The 18,870-nt window shown below is 43.3% G+C and carries 23 protein-coding genes; 17 read left to right on the top strand and 6 right to left on the bottom strand.

The features are described from left to right. Positions 1-276 precede the first annotated feature (276 nt). Together WD019_RS06820 and WD019_RS06815 are read left to right on the top strand one after the other, a co-directional pair. Positions 277-696: an SRPBCC family protein gene (locus WD019_RS06820; RefSeq protein ID WP_026679496.1), complete on the top strand. Its 420-nt coding sequence runs from the start codon at positions 277-279 to the stop codon at positions 694-696. Positions 697-699: 3 nt separating this feature from the next. Continuing rightward, positions 700-1,080, top strand: coding sequence for an ArsR/SmtB family transcription factor (locus tag WD019_RS06815; RefSeq protein WP_425711014.1), 381 nt, complete (start codon positions 700-702; stop codon positions 1,078-1,080). A gap of 194 nt (positions 1,081-1,274) precedes the next feature. Here the strand turns inward: WD019_RS06815 and WD019_RS06810 are convergent, their stop codons facing one another. Further along, on the bottom strand, positions 1,275-2,447 hold the full coding sequence (locus WD019_RS06810; RefSeq protein ID WP_425711013.1) for an ROK family protein: 1,173 nt from the start codon (positions 2,445-2,447) through the stop codon (positions 1,275-1,277). Positions 2,448-2,847: 400 nt separating this feature from the next. Here WD019_RS06810 and xylE point away from each other — a divergent pair, with 400 nt between their 5' ends. The 11 genes from xylE to WD019_RS06755 all read left to right on the top strand — a co-directional run bounded on the left by xylE (position 2,848) and on the right by WD019_RS06755 (position 12,935). Next, positions 2,848-4,242: a D-xylose transporter XylE gene (xylE, locus tag WD019_RS06805; RefSeq protein WP_425711012.1), complete on the top strand. Its 1,395-nt coding sequence runs from the start codon at positions 2,848-2,850 to the stop codon at positions 4,240-4,242. Positions 4,243-4,403: 161 nt separating this feature from the next. After that, positions 4,404-5,735: a xylose isomerase gene (gene xylA, locus WD019_RS06800; protein WP_425711011.1), complete on the top strand. Its 1,332-nt coding sequence runs from the start codon at positions 4,404-4,406 to the stop codon at positions 5,733-5,735. 61 nt (positions 5,736-5,796) lie between these two features. Further along, positions 5,797-7,296 (top strand): xylulokinase, encoded by a 1,500-nt coding sequence (gene xylB / locus WD019_RS06795; protein ID WP_425711010.1) that lies wholly within the window; start codon positions 5,797-5,799, stop codon positions 7,294-7,296. Positions 7,297-7,343: 47 nt separating this feature from the next. Continuing rightward, a complete protein-coding gene (locus tag WD019_RS06790; RefSeq protein WP_425711009.1) occupies positions 7,344-8,396 on the top strand; it encodes an aldose epimerase family protein in 1,053 nt (350 codons plus the stop codon). A 299-nt stretch (positions 8,397-8,695) separates the two neighbouring features. After that, positions 8,696-8,878, top strand: a complete 183-nt coding sequence (locus WD019_RS06785; RefSeq protein WP_425711008.1) for a hypothetical protein — start codon at positions 8,696-8,698, stop codon at positions 8,876-8,878. A 9-nt stretch (positions 8,879-8,887) separates the two neighbouring features. Then, the gene (locus tag WD019_RS06780; RefSeq protein ID WP_425711007.1) at positions 8,888-9,250 is read left to right on the top strand and encodes a GNAT family N-acetyltransferase; all 363 of its coding nucleotides are present in this window, start codon (positions 8,888-8,890) and stop codon (positions 9,248-9,250) included. A gap of 50 nt (positions 9,251-9,300) precedes the next feature. Then, complete coding sequence (locus WD019_RS06775) at positions 9,301-9,747, top strand: GNAT family N-acetyltransferase (protein WP_425711006.1); 447 nt, start codon at positions 9,301-9,303, stop codon at positions 9,745-9,747. A 239-nt stretch (positions 9,748-9,986) separates the two neighbouring features. Beyond that, positions 9,987-10,424: a hypothetical protein gene (locus tag WD019_RS06770; RefSeq protein ID WP_425711005.1), complete on the top strand. Its 438-nt coding sequence runs from the start codon at positions 9,987-9,989 to the stop codon at positions 10,422-10,424. Positions 10,425-10,551: 127 nt separating this feature from the next. Next, positions 10,552-10,926 carry a VOC family protein gene (locus WD019_RS06765; protein WP_026679486.1) on the top strand — a complete coding sequence of 125 codons (375 nt, stop codon included), beginning with the start codon at positions 10,552-10,554 and terminating at the stop codon, positions 10,924-10,926. A gap of 166 nt (positions 10,927-11,092) precedes the next feature. Next, entirely contained in the window at positions 11,093-12,076 is a 984-nt protein-coding gene (guaC, locus tag WD019_RS06760; protein ID WP_026679485.1) for a GMP reductase, read from the top strand. 235 nt (positions 12,077-12,311) lie between these two features. Beyond that, the gene (locus WD019_RS06755) at positions 12,312-12,935 is read left to right on the top strand and encodes an alpha-L-fucosidase (RefSeq protein ID WP_425711004.1); all 624 of its coding nucleotides are present in this window, start codon (positions 12,312-12,314) and stop codon (positions 12,933-12,935) included. 186 nt (positions 12,936-13,121) lie between these two features. Here WD019_RS06755 and WD019_RS06750 read toward each other — a convergent pair whose 3' ends face one another. Next, a complete protein-coding gene (locus WD019_RS06750; protein ID WP_425711003.1) occupies positions 13,122-13,526 on the bottom strand; it encodes a hypothetical protein in 405 nt (134 codons plus the stop codon). 146 nt (positions 13,527-13,672) lie between these two features. Here WD019_RS06750 and WD019_RS06745 point away from each other — a divergent pair, with 146 nt between their 5' ends. From WD019_RS06745 to WD019_RS06735, 3 genes are read left to right on the top strand one after another with little or no spacing between them, the layout of a single operon-like run. Beyond that, positions 13,673-13,840, top strand: a complete 168-nt coding sequence (locus WD019_RS06745; RefSeq protein ID WP_425711053.1) for a hypothetical protein — start codon at positions 13,673-13,675, stop codon at positions 13,838-13,840. Next, positions 13,783-14,292 carry a glycosyltransferase gene (locus WD019_RS06740; RefSeq protein ID WP_425711002.1) on the top strand — a complete coding sequence of 170 codons (510 nt, stop codon included), beginning with the start codon at positions 13,783-13,785 and terminating at the stop codon, positions 14,290-14,292. The genes WD019_RS06745 and WD019_RS06740 overlap by 58 nt, the downstream gene beginning before the upstream one ends. Positions 14,293-14,298: 6 nt before the next feature. Next, a complete protein-coding gene (locus tag WD019_RS06735) occupies positions 14,299-14,520 on the top strand; it encodes a hypothetical protein (RefSeq protein WP_425711001.1) in 222 nt (73 codons plus the stop codon). A 170-nt stretch (positions 14,521-14,690) separates the two neighbouring features. On the opposite strand, the gene WD019_RS06730 is transcribed toward WD019_RS06735, so the two are convergent. Next, a complete protein-coding gene (locus WD019_RS06730) occupies positions 14,691-15,887 on the bottom strand; it encodes a PLP-dependent aminotransferase family protein (RefSeq protein ID WP_425711000.1) in 1,197 nt (398 codons plus the stop codon). Between the two features lie 109 nt (positions 15,888-15,996). On the opposite strand from WD019_RS06730, the gene WD019_RS06725 reads away from it, so the two are divergent. After that, the gene (locus WD019_RS06725; protein WP_425710999.1) at positions 15,997-16,482 is read left to right on the top strand and encodes a VanZ family protein; all 486 of its coding nucleotides are present in this window, start codon (positions 15,997-15,999) and stop codon (positions 16,480-16,482) included. A gap of 62 nt (positions 16,483-16,544) precedes the next feature. On the opposite strand, the gene WD019_RS06720 is transcribed toward WD019_RS06725, so the two are convergent. The 3 genes from WD019_RS06720 to WD019_RS06710 form a co-directional block, all read right to left on the bottom strand. Further along, a complete protein-coding gene (locus WD019_RS06720) occupies positions 16,545-17,144 on the bottom strand; it encodes a nitroreductase family protein (protein ID WP_026679479.1) in 600 nt (199 codons plus the stop codon). Between the two features lie 118 nt (positions 17,145-17,262). Further along, on the bottom strand, positions 17,263-17,649 hold the full coding sequence (locus tag WD019_RS06715; RefSeq protein ID WP_425710998.1) for a CBO0543 family protein: 387 nt from the start codon (positions 17,647-17,649) through the stop codon (positions 17,263-17,265). Next, on the bottom strand, positions 17,642-18,817 hold the full coding sequence (locus tag WD019_RS06710; protein WP_425711048.1) for a DUF2515 domain-containing protein: 1,176 nt from the start codon (positions 18,815-18,817) through the stop codon (positions 17,642-17,644). The genes WD019_RS06715 and WD019_RS06710 overlap by 8 nt, the downstream gene beginning before the upstream one ends. Positions 18,818-18,870 lie beyond the last annotated feature (53 nt).

Raw genomic sequence — 18,870 nt, 5'->3', positions numbered from 1 at the left:
TCGTTTTTAGACAGGCTCCATGGGACAAAATTTTGCCTCCAGCACTGATAATTGTCTTTGATACAGGCTCCATGGGACAAAATTTTGCTTCCAGCACCCATAATTGTCCTTGAGACAGGCTCTATGGGACAAATTATCGCCTTCAAGCTATTTTTTTAGTCGTTCTATAACAATATTTTACATTCCCTTTTATTTTGACATGAAACCAAATGGTTGTATATAATCTGAAATGAAACCAAATCGTTTCATAACATAAAAAGTCGGAGGATTATACAAATGGATAACAATACAAAAATGCAGGACATCGTTCATACAGGAGTATTCAATGCCCCAATAGATAAAGTATGGAAAGCGGTCGCCACGAAAGACGGCCTTTCTGCGTGGTTCATGCCAAATGACATGGAGCCTGTCGTCGGCCACGAGTTTCATCTAAATGCAGGGGAGTTCGGAATGTCACCTTGTAAAGTGACGGAAGTGGATCCGCCTAACCGATTATCTTTTAATTGGGGAAAAGATTGGACCCTGAGTTTCGAACTAAAGGATCTGGATGGCAAAACAGAAGTCACTATTATTCATTCTGGCTGGGATGCTGAAAAAGCGACAGAATTTGGAGCGCCTCACACGGCTGTCCGTGGCAATATGGATAAAGGCTGGGCGGGGCTTCATAAAAAATTGGGAGCGTACGTCGAGGCGTAAAACATGGGTGAACCATCACCGAAACATGATGTTTTCAAAGCTATCGCTGATCCCACTCGCCGCAAGCTGCTAAAATTGCTTGCCGAACAGGAACTACCTGTCACCGCCATAGCCGGGCATTTTCCGATGAGCCGGACGGCTGTTTCTAAACACCTGCACATTTTGGCAGACGCCGGGCTCGTGAAAGAAAGGAAAGCCGGCCGTGAAACGAGATATCGAACGGAGCCAGAACCGCTTCGAGAATTGAATGATTGGCTCGCTTATTTTGAACGGTTTTGGGAAAACAAAATGGCCATGCTCAAAGCGTATGTCGAGTCCGACGAAAAAATAGGCACTGAATCCATCGCTCCTTTAGAAGCGGTGAACCATAAGAAAAAAGAATAAAAAGATATATAAGGGAGGAGACCATAGTTTCCTCTCTTTACTTGTTGCAGGAAATCTCAAACCACTCATTCTAATGAAGCTGCTTTATTCGTATTCCTGCACGGACAGAGGTTTTCAGATTTTATATTACACGCAAATAGCGTGGTGAATGGTATCACTACGCTATTTCCGCTGATGTTTTATATGTCATGTCATTAGTTTTGCAATCTCGATTTAAGAAAGTTTTCGGTGGAAAAAGCAGCAACTCCCAATGCAGAAGATGGGATGGATAAGTCGGAAAAGTTAACCTGGATGTCCTTCCGGTGGAAAGGCAATGTATACTTTTCGATAGCTTCTTTTACACCGGGTTCAATCCATTCCCTGGCTGCGGCAAGCCGGTTTCCAATGATGATTTGTTCAGGGTTGAAGGCATGGGTGGTTGTGACAACTCCTAAGCCGATATGGTTGCCAATCTCTTTAAAGAGTTGAACGACAAGCTCTGTGTTATTTCTTGCGAGTTCGATTAACCGCTCGAGGGTTATTTCTTCATCCATTTCTAAAAGTGACTGCCGCGCTTTCGCAAGTAATGCCTTCTCGGATGCATAAAGTTCCCAGCAGCCTTTATTCCCGCAGCGGCACTTCATTCCGTTTTTATCAATCGTCATATGTCCAAGTTCACCGGAATAGCCATTGATTCCTTTATAAAGATCGCCATTGATAATGATGCCCGCTCCAATTCCGATCCCCGCGCTTACATATACGAGATGATCGAAATCCTGTCCAGTTCCGAACCTTTTTTCCCCGTAAGCGCCCGCATTTGCCTCGTTCTCTACGATAACAGGGAACTCAAATCGTTTTTCAAGTTCTTTTTTCAAGTGGATGTTTTCCCAACCTAGATTAGGGGCAAGCAAAACATCACCTTCGTTATTTACAATTCCGGGAACGCCGATTCCGACTCCGACAATGCCATAAGGAGAAGGCGGGGCCGTATTCATTAAAGAGGAAATGACCCTTTTCACACGATCAAGCGTATCTTCAAACGACAAATGTTCGTACTTTTCTTTTTCTTCCTTTACAATATTGCCGTGAAGGTCGGCCAACACGCCAAGAATGTAGTTGACACCAAGGTCAACGCCGATGGAGTAGCCGGCTCCTTTATTGAACCAGAGCATGACCGGCCGCCTGCCTCCGCTTGATTCACCGGGTCCGGATTCATAAATGAACTGTTCTTCTAATAACTCTGCTACTAATGATGAAACCGTTCCTTTGTTTAGTCCGGATTTTTGTGCGATATCGGCGCGCGAAATCGGAGAATGGTCGATGATCAAATTTAAGACAAGCGCTTTGTTTTCTTTTTTAACTACATGTTGATTCCAGGTCGTGTGCATATGCTTTCGATTCCTTTCTTTTCAATAGCCTATCATAAATTATAGCCCTTTTTATATTTCGTAACAATAAAATAGTTAGTTTAATAGACAAACAAAGATAAGGTTGTTATAATAAATCCATCGAACAATATCTTTAGCCGTTGGCCGTTCGTTTTGAATGAGAAGCGAAAAGGAGTGGGTAAAATATTCTGAAAATAGCAAGTTTTAAGTGTATTTCCATAAGTAGGGCATATGTGTAACTTTATATGGAAAGGAGAAAGAAAACAGAAGAATGCGATTATCCTTCAAGCAATTCTGGACATCCCCCTGGTACCTTTAGTTTTAATCATTCATTTGAAAGCGTTTTAAAAGGGGGTGTGAGACTTGCTTTTTCGGATAGCATCAGCTGTTTTCGCAATCGATGGGAGAAAAACGAAACTTATTTTACCTTTTTTCGATCACGCTTGTAGCCGCAATAGGGGGATTGCTTTTCGGATATGACACGGCTGTCATATCCGGTGCCGAGGAATCGTTGCAAATCTATCTTATCGACAGTTTGCACTTAGGGGCGTTCGTTCACGGAGCAACCATTTCTAGCGCATTAATCGGCTGTATTATCGGCGGCCTCATTTCTGGATATTTTGCAACGAAATTCGGACGCAAGAAATCACTTATTATTGCATCCATCTTATTCTTCGTTTCAGCCCTTGGAGCCAGTTACCCTGAGTTTTTGTTTTTCACAAAAGGAGAACCGACGATTTCATTGCTCATTGCCTTTAACATTTATCGAATGATAGGCGGAATCGGCGTTGGCCTTGCTTCAGCCGTTTGTCCAATGTATATCGGGGAAATTGCCCCTGCAGACATTCGCGGTCGATTGGTGTCATTTAACCAATTTATGATCATTTTTGGAATGGTCGTTGTGTATTTTGTCAACTGGACCATTGCTCACGGGGAAACGACACAATGGATCAATGATGTTGGCTGGAGATATATGTTTGCATCCGGAGCGATTCCGGCCCTGTTGTTCGGCCTGCTTTTGCTTCTCGTACCGGAAACACCGCGTTACCTTGCGTTAAAAAACCGTGATGAGAAAGCGCTGTCAATTCTCGCGAAAATCAATGGTTCAAAAGAAGCTGGCGGCATCTTAAAGGAAATCAAGCAAACGATAAATGCAAATGTTTCCTCCGAAGAGCTATTTGCGTATGGAAAATTAGTGATTTTCATAGGAATCTTGCTCTCGATATTCCAACAGTTCGTTGGCATCAATGTCGCGCTTTATTATGCACCGAGAATTTTCGAAAGCATGGGGGCGGCAAAAGATGCATCGATGCTGCAAACGATCGTCATGGGGCTGGTCAATGTTATTTTTACAGTTATTGCGATTGTGACTGTCGATCGATGGGGGCGCAAACCTCTATTGATAACGGGTTCCATAGGCATGGCCATTGGCATGTTTGGCGTAGCGTCTCTCGCCTTCTTTAATGTCATTGGATTAAGCACATTGCTCTTCATTATCATTTACACGGCTTCCTTCATGATGTCGTGGGGTCCTATTTGCTGGGTTATGATTTCTGAGATTTTTCCAAATAAGATCCGCGGGAAAGCTGTAGCCATTGCTGTCGCGGCGCAATGGGCCGCCAATTATTTAATTTCATCTACATATCCGATGATGATGGAATACTCCGGCGCGATGACATACAGTTTCTACGGGATAATGAGCGTTCTGTCGGCATTATTTGTTTGGAAGTTTGTCCCTGAAACGAAAGGGAAGACGCTTGAGGAAATGGAAAAAAGCTGGACAAAACCGGCGTGAAAAATGCTTGAAAAAGAAGTCTTATAGAAAAAGAGGATAAAATAAAGTCACGAAACTTAGTTCATCTAATGCACTAACTAATAATTTGCCGTACAATGAAATCATACATGAAGTATTTTGTAAGCGTTGCAAATTGTGAAAATAATAAGGAGGAGAACGACATGAGTTATTTCCCGAATATCCACCAAATTCAATTTGAAGGCCCGGCGTCCAAAAACCCATTTGCCTTTAAGTATTACAATCCGGAAGAAAAAGTGAATGGCAAAACGATGGAAGAAATTTTGCGCTTTTCTGTTGCCTATTGGCATACATTTACCGCTGATGGAACCGATCCGTTTGGCGCTGGGACAATGGTCCGCCCGTGGGATCGCTTCAAAGGGCTCGATCTTGCAAAGGCGCGCGTTGAAGCAGCGTTTGAATTGTTTGAAAAACTAAATGTTCCTTTCTTTTGTTTCCATGACACCGATATTGCGCCAGAAGGAGATACATTAAAGGAAACATATGAAAATCTTGACCCAATCGTTAAAATGATCAAAGATTACATGAAAACAAGCAAAGTGAAATTGCTCTGGAATACGGCAAACATGTTCACGCACCCAAGATATGTTCACGGCGCAGCGACATCCAACAACGCCGATGTTTTCGCCTTTGCAGCGGCCAAAGTGAAAAAAGGGCTTGAAATCGGCAAAGAGCTCGGCGCGGAAAATTATGTATTCTGGGGCGGCCGTGAAGGCTATGAAACGTTATTGAATACAGACATGAAACTTGAACAGGACAACCTTGCCCGCTTCTTTCATATGGCGGTAGATTACGCGAAAGAAATTGGCTTTGATGCCCAGTTTTTAATTGAGCCGAAGCCAAAAGAGCCGACGAAGCACCAATATGATTTCGATGTTGCAACTGGCCTTGCCTTCTTGCAAAAATACGACCTTTCCGACCACTTTAAATTTAATATTGAAGCGAACCATGCGACACTTGCCGGCCATACGTTTGAACATGAGCTGAGGGTGGCCCGGATTAACGGCATGCTTGGATCGGTTGATGCGAACCAGGGAGATACGCTGCTTGGCTGGGATACGGACGAATTCCCGACAGATTTATATTCTACAACTCTAGGAATGTATGAAATTTTAATGAACGGCGGCCTCGGCAGGGGAGGACTTAATTTTGACGCGAAAGTGAGAAGGGGCTCCTTTGAACCGGAAGACTTGTTCCATGCCCATATCGCCGGAATGGACGCGTTTGCCGTTGGCTTGAAAGTGGCGAACAAACTAATTGAGGAAAACGTATTGGAAGCTGTTATTCAAGAAAGGTACGAAAGCTTCAGAAAAGGTGTCGGATTGGAGATCGTCGAAGGCAAGACAGACTTCCATAAGCTTGAACAATATGCACTGGAGCTCGGTGCAATCAAAAATAAATCCGGCCGCCAGGAACGTCTAAAGGCATTGGTGAATCAATATCTGCTAGAAACGTTGACCAGTGTAACAGTATAACGAACTATCGATGTGCTGGAATGGATTCGTTCCAGCGCATTTTTACAAAAGGGTGACAAAAATGAAATCAGTCATTGGAATTGACCTTGGAACGAGCGCGGTTAAAATATTGCTCGTCAATCAAAATGGAGAAGTGTGTCATGAAGTTTCGAGATCCTATCCGCTCATTCAAGAAAGATCCGGGTACAGTGAACAAAACCCGCAAGAATGGGTTGAGAAAACAACTGAAGGCATTGCCGAACTCGTTCAGCATTTAAAGGGAAACACAAGCGATATTGAAGGCATTAGCTTTTCTGGGCAAATGCACGGGCTTGTCTTGCTTGATGGGGGCTATCGTGTGCTAAGAAACGCCATTTTATGGAATGATACGAGAACGACAGAGCAATGCCGGCAAATTTATGAACAGGTTGGAAAAGACCGGCTGCTTGCCATTGCCAAAAACCCGGCCTTAGAAGGGTTTACGCTGCCAAAACTTCTATGGGTGAAACAATATGAACCGGAAGTATTCCAGAAGGCGCATCTGTTTATGCTCCCTAAAGATTATTTGCGTTTTGTCATGACAGGGAAAGTCCATAGCGAGTATTCTGACGGAGCGGGCACATTGTTATTAAACATTGGCGAGAAAAAGTGGAGTACAGAAATTTGTGAACTTGTCGGCATTCATCCGGATCTTTGTCCGCCGCTAGTGGAGTCCCATCAACTTGTTGGAACGATTACTCCCGATTTCGCGAAGAAGACCGGTTTACCTGAGTCTGTTAAGGTATTTGCCGGCGGAGCAGACAATGCATGCGGAGCGATCGGAGCGGGAATTTTGTCGGAAGGAAAAACGCTTGCGAGCATCGGGACGTCCGGAGTCGTCCTTTCCTATGAAGAGCGCAATGATCAGGACTTTAAAGGAAAGGTCCACTATTTCAACCACGGGAAAGAGAACGCATTTTACACGATGGGCGTCACATTGGCCGCTGGCTACAGCCTAAGCTGGTTTAAAGACACCTTTGCCAAAAATGAAACGTTTGAACAACTGTTGCAAGAGATGGACCACGTACCGATTGGGGCGAACGGATTGATTTTCACACCGTATTTAGTAGGAGAAAGAACGCCGCATGCGGATTCCGCCATTCGCGGAAGCTTTATCGGGATGGATGCTTCCCACAAACGCCGTGACTTTGTCCGGGCAGTGGTTGAAGGAATTACATTCTCATTGAATGAATCGATTGAAATCTTAAGGAAGAACGGGAAAACGATTGATACGATCGTCTCTATTGGCGGAGGGGCAAAAAACGATACGTGGCTGCAACTACAGGCGGATATTTTTAACGCCGAAATTGTCAGGCTATCCAGTGAACAAGGGCCCGGTATGGGTGCCGCCATGCTTGCTGCATTCGGATGTGGCTGGTTTTCGTCGCTAAAAGAGTGTGCAGAAAACTTCATTCATCCGGTAAAAACGTACAAACCGCACAACGATCATGCAAGAAAATACAAAAAGCTTTTCCACATTTACAAACAAGTGTATGGGCAAACGAAAGGCCTCGGGCAACAGCTGCAGGAGTTTAGAAAATAGAATCGAAAGAAATAAGATGCGATATATGCGGGAAAGAGGGGGAAAACATGAGAGTGCTACAGGAGTGGTTCGGGGCGATAGGAAATAGATCCGTCACATCCTATACGATTCTGAATGACCATGGGATAGAGGTTTCGTGCATTGATTACGGTTGCATCATCACCAAAATCATCACTCCTGATCGAAATGGGGACTTTGAAAACATTGTTTTAGGCTATGGCAGTTTAGAGGAGTATATGGACAACTCGTCTTATTTTGGATGTGTCGTAGGACGAGTGGCTGGAAGAATCGGCGGAGCGTCTTTTGAGCTTGAAGGAAAAACGTATTCTTTGGCAAAAAATGATAACAATAACCACCTTCATGGCGGGATCAACGGGTTTAGCCGCGTCGTTTGGGACGCTTCTGTATTTGAAAACGAAGAGGAAGCCGCGGTGCAATTCAAATACATAAGCCCCGATGGTGAAGAAGGCTATCCCGGCAATGTAGAAATGCAGGTTACTTATACGTTAAATAACCATAATGAATTGATTATCCATTATTGCGGCCAATCGGACAAAACGACTCTATTAAATGTAACGAACCATTCGTACTTTAATTTGAGCGGTAATTTAAAAAGAGACGTCTTAAACCATACGTTGGCGATAAAAAGCGATAAATTTTTCCCGTTAAACGGCGAACTTTTGCCGACCGGGGAAATCACGGATGTAGCTGATACCCCTTTTGATTTCCGGGGTGGGAGGGTTATAAAAACTGGCATTGAATCCGGTCACCCGCAAAATGAGCTTGCCGGGAAAGGATATGACCATCCTTTTCTATTAAGCGCCAACCGTGATCACGAAATGGTTCTTTGTGATCCGGAAAGTGGACGGACATTGACCGTTGAAACGGATGAACCGGGCGTTGTCGTTTATTCAGGGAATCAGCTGGCTGACGATGGCGAAATTCGCGGTGTTCCTTCCCGAAAGTACCTCGGTATTTGCCTGGAGACCCAGGGAATCCCTGATGCCATTCACCACCCGCATTTTCCGTCGTGGATCTTGGAAAAAGGCGAGGTATACGATTCGATTACAAAATACAAATTTAGCATTACTCAACTATAAGTTTTAAAATTTCAAGGCGGAATCGACTAATGCCGATTCCGCCTATTTTTTTGCCTAAAGTTGAACGACAAAAAGCCGATTTCTGTCGGTTCTTTGGTAATTAATTTTATTTTCCAAACTCGAAATTTCTGTCCAAAATTTCTTTTCTCGCATGCAAAACTGGAAAAAATTAAAAGTTCCAAGTCTGAAGAATTATGCTGATTTCAAGGTGAGGCAAAAGTAGGTTCTTCTTTCTTGCAAGGCAGGAGGAAAAATATTGGAATAGAAGAATCTATATATGAATGGGAGGGGGTGCTTTTTTGGAAAAAGTTGAACCAAAACTTTTTCAAACAAAGAACGGCCAAACATTTTACGTAAAAGCAGCATTGCCGGAAGATGCCGAAAAGATACTTGCATTTAACAAGGCAATCATTAGCGAGGCGCCTTATTTAGTTACGACCGAGGCAGAATTTAATATAACGTATGATCAAGAAAAAGAGTGATTAAAACAGATGGCAGACGATAAGGGGAAATTAGCGATTATCGCTGAGTATCAAGGAGAAGTCATTGGCTTTTTAGATTTCCATAATGGACATAAAGAGAGAACTAAACATCAAGGCGCTTTCGGTATGAGCGTTGCGGGCATATTTAGAAATCAAGGAGTTGGTAAAGCGCTATTAACCGTATTGCTAGAGTGGGCAAAAGGAAATCCTTTAATCGAAAAAGTTTGCCTTGAAGTATTCGCAGACCATTCGAATGCCATCTGTTTATATAAAAAATTGGGTTTTGCCGAGGAAGGGCGCAAAGTAAAGGCGATAAAGATTGATAGCGAAACATATCATGACTTAATAGTTATGGCACATTTTACAAATTAATAGCTGTTTTTTTGCAAAAAATACTACTGTATTTAAACAAGGAGAACGTGATGATGAATGATAATTTCGAAGTTTTATTGGAGAATAACGATCAGTTTTCAACTTTTTTAAAGGCGAAGATAAAGGAGTTTAATAATGAACGCTCTATTTATCATAAAGAGGCAAGGAAAAGTGGCTCTATACAGCCAATAAACATCATTGCATCAGACAATAATGGACAATGGATCGGGGGCATCAACGCAGAAGTATATTGGGGCTGGGTTGAAATTAACGACTTGTGGCTAAGCGAAGAATTCAGGGGGCAAGGATTAGGCGGGCGCTTACTCGATCAAACTGAAAAAATCGCTATGGAAAAAGGAGCGAAAAAAGCCCTGTTAACTACTTTTGAATTTCAAGCGCGTTCTTTTTATGAATTAAAGGGATATAAAGTGGTAGGCGAAATCAAAGATTATCCGCCCGGTAGCAGTTATTATACGATGGTGAAGGAGTTGCTTTAATCATGTATATGTTAATGGATGAAAACGGAGCCTGCGGTATAAAAAGTGTCCTTTAGACCAGCTCTATTAGACAAAATTGTGGCCCGCAGTATGAAAAGTGTCTTATAGAAAGGTTCTAAAGGACAAAATCAGGGTCCATGGCATGAAAAATGTCCTTTAGCCGGCATTAAACAATGGGGCTCGTAACACTCATTATGGTCGCACTGACAAAAAATGAAGGGTGTAAAGGTGGTATTTAAATGAATCGGTGGTTGGCCGTCTTACTTATTCTTGTTGCAATGAATATCATGGGGTGTTCAAATGGCGAGTTAGCCCGGGAAAAGCCGCCAAAAGCGTTCATAAAGATTGGTGATCAAACCTATGAAACGAAATTGGGCACGTATTGCTGGAAAACATCGTGTGTGGATACCGTTGGGCCAACCGATTTATTAAAAGAAAAAAAGCCCATAAAAGTAAAACCAGGTGAAAATGTAACGTTTGCAATGGATTATGAGCCAAAACCGAATGAATTCCATGTTGTGCAAATGAACAAAGGCAATCAAGCTGAAATCGAGGTAAAAAATCATCAGTTTAGGGCACCTTCACAAAAAGGCATCTATTATTATTCGTACGACGTATGGTGGACGGACGAAATGCACGGTGATGCTTCCTATGTTTTCGCCCTTAAAGTGAATTAGAGTTTAAGCAGCCTTCATTATTTTGCTGATAAGCAAGACTTATGCTTATGAATAATCATTTTAAAATCTTCTTATTATCCTGTTTCGCCTAAAATTGGGGAGAGCAAAGCAAAGGGAGAGGATCAAAATGTCTTTTATTTTTAAAGCGATTGACCATATTCAGCTGGCTGCTCCTAAAGGCAGTGAGGACATTGCAAGAAAGTTTTATAAGAATATTTTAGGTTTGGCTGAAATTGAAAAGCCGGAAGAATTAAAGAAACGCGGCGGGGTCTGGTTTAGATTCGGAAATTATCAAGTGCATATAGGGATTGAAGAACCATTTTCCCCGTCTAAAAAGGCACATCCTGCATTTGAAATCGAAAAGGTTGAGGAGTTAAAAAAACACCTTAGAACAAACGGCGTTGCTGTTATTGAAGATGATCATCTGCCTGGAGCTAATAGGTTCTATGTTTTCGACCCTTTTGGAAACCGTATAGAATTTCTGGAATGGATAAAAAAGTAAACTCTTCTAGACTCACTGGCGTTGCATATGTAAAAAATTAACAGAAAGAAACCTTTCTAATAGTTTCAATAAATTTTGACATCCTAATAAAAGTTAGGTATAGTGAGAATATACGAACGTTTTTTGAATGAATATAGTTTAATATTCGTGTTTGAGGTGAAATTTCATGGAAAATGTGTTTGATTATGAAGATATTCAATTAATTCCAGCAAAATGTATAGTAGATAGTCGAACAGAGTGCGATACTTCGGTAACGTTGGGAGGGCATACATTTAGATTGCCTGTCGTCCCTTCCAATATGCAGACGATCATTGATGAAAAAATTTCAATATATTTGGCGGAAAACGGCTATTTCTACATTATGCATCGATTCCAGCCGGAGAAACGCCTCTCTTTCGTCAAAGATATGAAATCACGTGGATTAATCGCATCGATTAGTGTTGGCGTGAAAGCGGAAGAATTCGCATTCATCGAGCAATTAGCAGAGGAGCGTCTTGTGCCTGAGTTCATTACGATTGATATCGCGCATGGTCATTCCAATAATGTGATCAAGATGATTCAGCATATTAAGAAACATTTGCCTGAAAGTTTCGTCATTGCAGGAAATGTCGGAACGCCAGAAGCTGTACGTGAACTTGAGAATGCCGGTGCAGATGCGACAAAAGTAGGGATTGGACCGGGAAAAGTGTGCATTACGAAAATTAAAACTGGATTTGGAACAGGCGGCTGGCAATTGGCCGCGTTAAGATGGTGCGCAAAAGCGGCAAGCAAGCCAATTATTGCCGACGGAGGTATCCGCACACATGGCGATATCGCTAAATCGATTCGATTTGGTGCATCGATGGTGATGATCGGATCATTATTTGCCGGACACGAAGAATCTCCAGGAGTAACGATTGAAAAAGACGGCAAACTCTATAAAGAATACTTTGGCTCAGCTTCGGAATTTCAAAAAGGCGAACGAAGAAATGTAGAAGGGAAAAAAATGTTTGTCGAGTTCAAAGGCTCTTTGAAAGATACGTTGATCGAAATGGAGCAAGATCTTCAATCCTCAATTTCTTATGCTGGAGGAAACAAGCTTGACGCCATCCGCAATGTCGATTATGTCGTTGTGAAAAACTCCATTTTTAACGGTGATAAGGTTTATTAAATTTGAAAGTGATTCAATCGTTGTACGAATCGCTTTCTCCAAAGGACGGGAATGCATATCGTAATTGTCGCTCCGTTGTTTCCCGGTGAAAAATAGATTAAAACAACCCCTGAACATTTTTTGGATCAGGGGTATTCTATTTGGTAACAGTTATTTAAAAACTCGCAATCGCGTTCTGGTCCTGGACAATTCATTCAGGATTTCCGACAATAACCTGCTCGGGTTGATAAACCGAATGGTGGAAATGATCCGCTCATTTCAGCCGGACATGATTATCGACAACCGTCTCGGCGGGAACATTATAGCGGTGAATCCGGAAATTTATGCTGGCAACGTTTACTCTCCTGAGCAAATCGTCCCGCCCGAAGACATCCTGAAGGAAAAAGGGGAGCAGGTGCCATGGGAAGCGTGCATTACGTTAAATAACCATTGGGGCTATCATACTCATGGCAAAAACTATAAATCTTCGAAGCAAGTGATCCGCGCATTGGTAGAGTGCGTCAGCAAATACGGCAACCTTTTATTGAATGTAGGACCGAATGCGAAGGGGGAAATTCCGAAAGAATTACTTGAGATTTTGGAAGCGGTTGGAAAATGGATGAAGAACAACGGTGAGAGCATTTACGGCTACAGCTCAGCTAATCTTCCAAAACCGGAGTGGGGATGCAATACCCAAAAAGGAAACTTCCTTTACGCTCACGTCTATGATCCGGAGACTGGCCCGATTAATTTTTCAGGGCTAAAAGCAAGATTGCTGGCCGACGGGTCTGAGCTTCATGTCCAAACGCCATGGACGGCCGAGCAATATTCCGACATCGCAAGCGGTGGTCATCAACTTGCCCGGCGCACAGCTGCCTGATGAATGGGATACAGTCATTGAGCTGGAATTGTTGGAGGAGTAGGAGGGGAAGGGCGATGATCGATCAATGATGAAGAAATTTCATGTAAAAAAGATTGCCATATAGCAACCCTTTTTACATAGTGAGTGAAGCAAGCGTGAATCGGCCTTTTGCTGATTCGGCCCGACCCGGACTCCCAGCTAAATTTACATTCGCACAATGATCGCGCCGCCGCCAGCGCCCTGAACGCATTTCGTGTCTTCCGCTCCATGCATCGATTGCAGCAGTTGATTGTTCTGCGCAATCAACCTGCTTAATTGATCCAATTGGTTCCCAAGGTTGACGAGCACCTGGAAAATGTATTGCATATCGGATGAAGCGCCATAGGAACCTGGCGCCGGGTATGGCGGATACGTATAGCCTTGAGGGGTTCCTTGCCCCTGGCTGATTGCCTGGTAAGTCGATGGATGTCCCTGAGCGCCGCCATTAGCGGTGTCCCCTGATCCTTGCCCATGAGCACGGTTATTCGTTTGCCCGGGGGATCCGTTTTGCCAGCCGTTTCCTGTTTGACCCGGGGGGTAGTGCCAGCCGGGGTGATAAGAATTGTACACCTGACTTAAACCTCCTTTATAAAATTAGCTTATTCAGCATTTCTTTTCATGGCACATACATCTAGAACAATTATGTTTTATACTGACAAGGTTTGGGAAGACAAAGAATGTGAAACATTAATGCTCGAAAATGAGGAGAGACATCAATGGATGCACAACTTTTCTTTTTGATCCATGCGATTGAAACGGTTCGAGGTGGGGTGACGAAGGCCCTTTATAACCGTGCAAATATATTAGCTTCACAATTCGAAAAAGCATGGCAGCAGGGGCCCCCGTCATCAGCTTTAATATTAAATACGGGCCACATGATGTGATCACCAATGGGATAGACGGCCTCTTAATTGACCCGAATGACATCGAGGCGCTAAGCGACGCCATGATTGAGCTTTTCATCAACCAGGAAAAAAGGCGGCTCATGGGCGAGGAAGCGCGGAAGATCGCAGACACGTTAAGTGATGAAAAATTTGCGCAGGAATGGCTTCGTGTTTTTGAAAAAGCGTCCGAGCAAAAACGCCGCCGGGCAAATCTTGGCAAGCCGCAACTCACGTTAACGAATGTAGACTATCATAATGATGAAATGAAACTGGAAGGAACCATTGCTTTTCCAAAGGGAATCGAAAGTTTGCAAGAAGACTTGAAGCTTTCCTTATATATCAGAGAACGAACCGAGTTAATCGATCAGTATTTGGCGGCACAGGTCGAGTGGAAGGATGAATATGCGGCACAATTTACAAGCATCTTTTCGCTAGCCGGCCTTGCAAGATAATTCAAGTTGGAAGAGGGAAAGCTCGATGTGTATGTCAGCTGTTCTCTCCGAAATGACCACCAATTCATCCGTCTCGGAAAAGGCGATCGCGGGAAATCCATTGAACTGCCATCAAACGTCAACTACAGGCTCTCTCCGTATATCACAAAGCATGGAAATGTAAGCTTTAAAATAGCGCCTGAAGAAGATGGCCCTATTAAAAACCTGCTGAATTTTTTTATGCCATAGAACCTTGCCTTTTTTCATGCGGAAGAGCATGTTTAGCGGTAAACATGCTCTTCTCCTTTAAATGGATTCCATTTTTTAGTGAATCGGCTGATAAATTAGTAGAAGTGGCCGTTATTCGATAAAAAGTGGCTGATATATTTCGAATTTAAATGAATTATATAAAACCGGGACTATTGATTTACATTCGTTCGTATAAGTTCCGCTAATTTTTGAACGCCGAGGGTCATGCGCTCCGGCTGTTCGTAGCTAAATGACAGCCGAAGGTATTCCTTTCCTTCATGAGGATGTAAGAAAAAATATTGGCCCGGGATAAATGAGACTCCTATGTTTAAAGATTCCTCTAGCAATGAAGAGGCATCGATGTTCGGGGCATGAAGCCAAACGAAGTAACCTCCGTCCGGAACATCCCACGTGACCCACTCAGGCATGGATTGCCGAAGTGCGGCAACCATACAATCACGTCTCTTCCTGTAAGCTTCCTTTACGTGTTTTATTCGTTCCTTAAAATTGCTGTTATGCAAGTAAGTGCCGATTGCCGCTTGCATAAATGGATGATCTAAATCCTTCTTAAACCACTTGCATGAAGAGACGAAGTTTTCAGCACCGGCAATCCATCCGACGCGAATACCCGGAGCCACTACTTTAGAAAGCGACCCGACGTAGAGCACCCGCCCTTCAGTATCGATGGCTTTAAGCGGAACGGGGCTTTTTGAAAAGGACAACTCCCCGTATGCGTCATCCTCAACGATCAGGAAGTCAAATTGTGAGGCAAGACTCAGCAATTGCCGCCGGCGCTCATGACTCATCGTAACGCCTGTCGGATTGTGAAAGGAAGGGATCGTATACACGAATCGCGGCATCGGCAATTTTTCTTTCTTTCTTTTGCGAAGCACCGTTTCCAGAGCATCAACCTTAAGACCGTGTTCGTCTATCGGAACAGTGAGGATGTGACGTGTGTAATTTTTAAACGTCTCCAGCGCTTCCATATAGGTCGGCGCCTCCACAACCACGATGGCCGATTGATCAAGAAGAATCCGAGCGATCAGATCAATGGCCTGGCTGCTCCCTGAAGTCAGAAGAAGCTCATTCTCTCGAGCGGTGATCCCCCTTTCGGATAGCCGCCTTCGTATTTTTTCTTTTAGCCGTTCAACATTTGAACTGCCGAGATAATGGAAAGGCAAATCACGCTCGGTGGTTATTAAATCGTTGACTGCGGAATTGATTTCTTTATCCGGGATGAGGGAAGGTGCTGGGTACCCTGCATGCAATCGAATGCAATGATGCGGGATTTTTGGCATCCAGGCTCCTGGAGGGTCATTCGAAAGAGCGCTTTTTACATTATCCGGAAAGAATGTTTCATACTTCAAGACCTTCTCCCCTTTCTTTTTGATTCTATCTAAATAAAAAGGATGATTCACTGTACTAGATCCGCGCTTATGTTATGATAGTTCATTATAGCAAAGAATGGTGATGAACATGAAAAAATGGATGGCATACTGGCTCCCGGTTATCGTGTGGGCGGGTGTCATTTTCTACTCTTCTTCGCAGCCGTATAAAAAGCAAGATCTGAAGCCGACATTGACGGAGTACCTTCCTTTGCATATGATCGATTCAGCATTTTCCTGGGTGAAGTTTGATTATGCGGGAGATGAAGTAAGCATTCAGCATCTCGGGGCAGCGGATTTTGTTCAATTTTTTATTCGCAAGTTTGCCCACTTCAGTGTTTATTTCATTTTGGCCTTTTTGCTGTACCGGGCGATCCGCCAGTATTTGCGGGAGGTTGCGGCGTTCATTCTGTCGCTCCTTAGTACCGTCCTTTATGCAGCGTCGGATGAATTTCACCAGCATTTCACAGGCGGGAGAAGCCCGCATGTCGAGGACGTCATCCTAGATTCGGTCGGCGGCCTTATCGGACTGATCCTTGTGTTTTTTATTTATAAAAAAATAAAGTTGAAAAAGTGAAGACAGACGCGTAGTTGGTATAAAAAGAAGGCATGCAGACTGATGTGCACGCCTTCTTTTGTTTATTTAAATACTTTTATTCGGTCTTCAAGCGGCTTGAACTCTTTCTCGCCAGGCTGGACAGTTGGCTTTCCGAATGGCATTTGGGCAATGAGTTTCCATTCTGCCGGAATGTTCCACTCTTGTTTTACTTGATCGTCTATCAATGGATTGTAATGTTGCAATGTGGCGCCGAACCCTTCAATTTCCAATGCGGTCCAAACGACAAATTGGTGCATGCCGGAAGAATGGTGGGACCAGATCGGGAAGTTCTCTTTATACGAAGGGAAGCTCTGTTGCAATTGTTCAATAACCGTCTCATCTTCAAAAAACAGCACCGTTCCATATCCACTCTTGAATGCATTCATTTTTTCTTCCGTCGGCGCAAATTGATCAGCGGGAACGATTTTTCTTAACGTTTCTTTCGTAATGTCCCAGAGCTTATCGTGTTGTTCGCCCAATAATAGGACGACTCTCGCGCTTTGTGAATTAAAAGAAGAAGGTGTGTGCTTCACGGCATGCTCGATCACTTCTTGAATGCGCTCATCCGAAACGACGGCTTCCTTGCTAATTCCATAAATGGATCGTCTATCTTTCACTGCGGCATAAAAATCTTTGCTCATAGAATGGATTCCTCCCGATTTGTTATGTAATTACTTTATGTAAGTAAGTATAATAATTATATTTCATGAAGTCAAGTTTATTATGTATTTTTTAAAAGTGAAAAAAGAACACGCCATTTTATTTAAGAAACAAACGATAGACGCGCCAGATGATGAGGAGGAAAACCATATAGCCGAAAATGGAGTAGGAGTGATGCCATGACCTGCTATGGATGAACCATCCGAATGTTTCAGCAAGTTGTTCGCCAACTCCTGCCAGAAGGCCGATGAAAACGATCAAAATGAATCTTGAAAAGGGCTGAAGCTTTCGTGCAATCCGTAAAAAGACGGCGGTCACGAGGGGCAACAAAAATAAAGTAAACGCGATATTCACCGAAAAGACGCTGGCAAGAGGCCGTACTGGAAAGGTATACAAGTTGCACCCGACAAACAGCAAGTCCAAATACGTTCCAATAAAAGATGCGAAAAGAACGGCTAGAACGATTGCTTTCAGGTCGTCATCCATCCTCATCCTCTTCCCGGAGGAGGACGGCGCTTTTCGCCAGAATCGCAAGCTCGATCGCCTCCAATGTTTTGCAGTATTCATCCTTTATCTCTCCATTTATCGTTTCATTTTTGTCGATCAAATAGTCGATAATCTGCCAGTCTTCAAACCAGTCGCCGGGCTTTGCTTCTTCATGCTCGACTTCTTTCCACGCATACACCAGCGGCGGGCTATACAAACGTCCTGCCCCTTTCCGCAATTGGCAGTTTTTCAGCCTGCGCTTATAGATGGCGCGGGAGAAAGTCTCGTTCACATCATAAAACAAATGGGGCCAGTAGTCTTTCCGCGAACCGGTATGCGGATGATCGGATGCCCAGCGAACGATGTCGGATAACCGTTCCTGGCGAAAAAGCAAAGCATACAGCCGCTTGCCTAACATAATCCGCTCATGTAGGGAAGTGAAGTGTTGCAAAGTGTTACCGAGTAATCCGACTTCTTGATTTCTTCCATCTTTATAATAAGGAAAGAGAATATGATTAAAGCGGAAAAAGTCATAGAGTTGAAAGTTCATTGTCTGTAGGACCGTCTTTTTAAAATAGTCGTTTTGGATGACCCGATTTTCGATATAGTTTTGTTCATTGATGACGGTTGCGATCGCCAATTGATAACGGTCGCCTTTTCGCCAAAAATGATTCCACATCGTTTCCATAAACGTTGAAACATTAAAAAAAGGAAGAAGGTAAAACAAGTTTTCTTTCCGTTTCACGCTTTGCTCGTACAACAAAAATTGAGGGTAGACGTCCTGGAAAATTAGCCAGTTTCCGCGCTCTAAAAATGAGAAAAAGGTATGTTGTTCTTTTTCAGATAATAGCCTCGTATAGAGCTCGCCCTTTAGGTCAGTCATGTTCCAGCCGCCGTTTCGCGAAACCATATGGCCGAGCAGCGCCCACTCAATTTCCGGGTGCCGATTGTAAAAATCCAAATAGCTTTGCGTTCGAGTCACGTTGTTTTTGTTATGCTGTCTTGTTCGTTCCTCAATATGGCGAATTATCGTTTTCTCTTCGGTCGTTAAATCCGATTTCATCAGGACAGGAGGCTTCGTTTTGCTTTTTTTCTTTAATTCATCTTTAACGTCTAACAGGGAATACGGCAGGGCGCCCCATCGTTTCTTCAACGTTTCTTCCCCCAGGTTCCATTTTCGTTTTCATTCTATTTTATTATTGCTTATTAAAATAAATGATG

The sequence above is a fragment of the Fictibacillus sp. Mic-4 genome (assembly GCF_049843615.1).
Lineage (GTDB): Bacteria > Bacillota > Bacilli > Bacillales > Fictibacillaceae > Fictibacillus_A > Fictibacillus_A gelatini.
Note: the sequence above shows the minus strand (reverse complement) of the source record. Positions and strands in the feature narration are given on the sequence as shown.

Bases quoted from the DNA above. Each gene is read 5' to 3' on its own strand.
- WD019_RS06820 (WP_026679496.1), top strand. From the start codon at position 277: ATGGATAACAATACAAAAATGCAGGACATCGTTCATACAGGAGTATTC.
- WD019_RS06815 (WP_425711014.1), top strand. From the start codon at position 700: ATGGGTGAACCATCACCGAAACATGATGTTTTCAAAGCTATCGCTGAT.
- WD019_RS06810 (WP_425711013.1), bottom strand. From the start codon at position 2,447: ATGCACACGACCTGGAATCAACATGTAGTTAAAAAAGAAAACAAAGCG.
- xylE (WP_425711012.1), top strand. From the start codon at position 2,848: ATGGGAGAAAAACGAAACTTATTTTACCTTTTTTCGATCACGCTTGTA.
- xylA (WP_425711011.1), top strand. From the start codon at position 4,404: ATGAGTTATTTCCCGAATATCCACCAAATTCAATTTGAAGGCCCGGCG.
- xylB (WP_425711010.1), top strand. From the start codon at position 5,797: ATGAAATCAGTCATTGGAATTGACCTTGGAACGAGCGCGGTTAAAATA.
- WD019_RS06790 (WP_425711009.1), top strand. From the start codon at position 7,344: ATGAGAGTGCTACAGGAGTGGTTCGGGGCGATAGGAAATAGATCCGTC.
- WD019_RS06780 (WP_425711007.1), top strand. From the start codon at position 8,888: ATGGCAGACGATAAGGGGAAATTAGCGATTATCGCTGAGTATCAAGGA.
- WD019_RS06775 (WP_425711006.1), top strand. From the start codon at position 9,301: ATGATGAATGATAATTTCGAAGTTTTATTGGAGAATAACGATCAGTTT.
- WD019_RS06770 (WP_425711005.1), top strand. From the start codon at position 9,987: ATGAATCGGTGGTTGGCCGTCTTACTTATTCTTGTTGCAATGAATATC.
- WD019_RS06765 (WP_026679486.1), top strand. From the start codon at position 10,552: ATGTCTTTTATTTTTAAAGCGATTGACCATATTCAGCTGGCTGCTCCT.
- guaC (WP_026679485.1), top strand. From the start codon at position 11,093: ATGGAAAATGTGTTTGATTATGAAGATATTCAATTAATTCCAGCAAAA.
- WD019_RS06755 (WP_425711004.1), top strand. From the start codon at position 12,312: ATGGTGGAAATGATCCGCTCATTTCAGCCGGACATGATTATCGACAAC.
- WD019_RS06745 (WP_425711053.1), top strand. From the start codon at position 13,673: ATGGATGCACAACTTTTCTTTTTGATCCATGCGATTGAAACGGTTCGA.
- WD019_RS06740 (WP_425711002.1), top strand. From the start codon at position 13,783: ATGGCAGCAGGGGCCCCCGTCATCAGCTTTAATATTAAATACGGGCCA.
- WD019_RS06725 (WP_425710999.1), top strand. From the start codon at position 15,997: ATGAAAAAATGGATGGCATACTGGCTCCCGGTTATCGTGTGGGCGGGT.
- WD019_RS06720 (WP_026679479.1), bottom strand. From the start codon at position 17,144: ATGAGCAAAGATTTTTATGCCGCAGTGAAAGATAGACGATCCATTTAT.
- WD019_RS06715 (WP_425710998.1), bottom strand. From the start codon at position 17,649: ATGGATGACGACCTGAAAGCAATCGTTCTAGCCGTTCTTTTCGCATCT.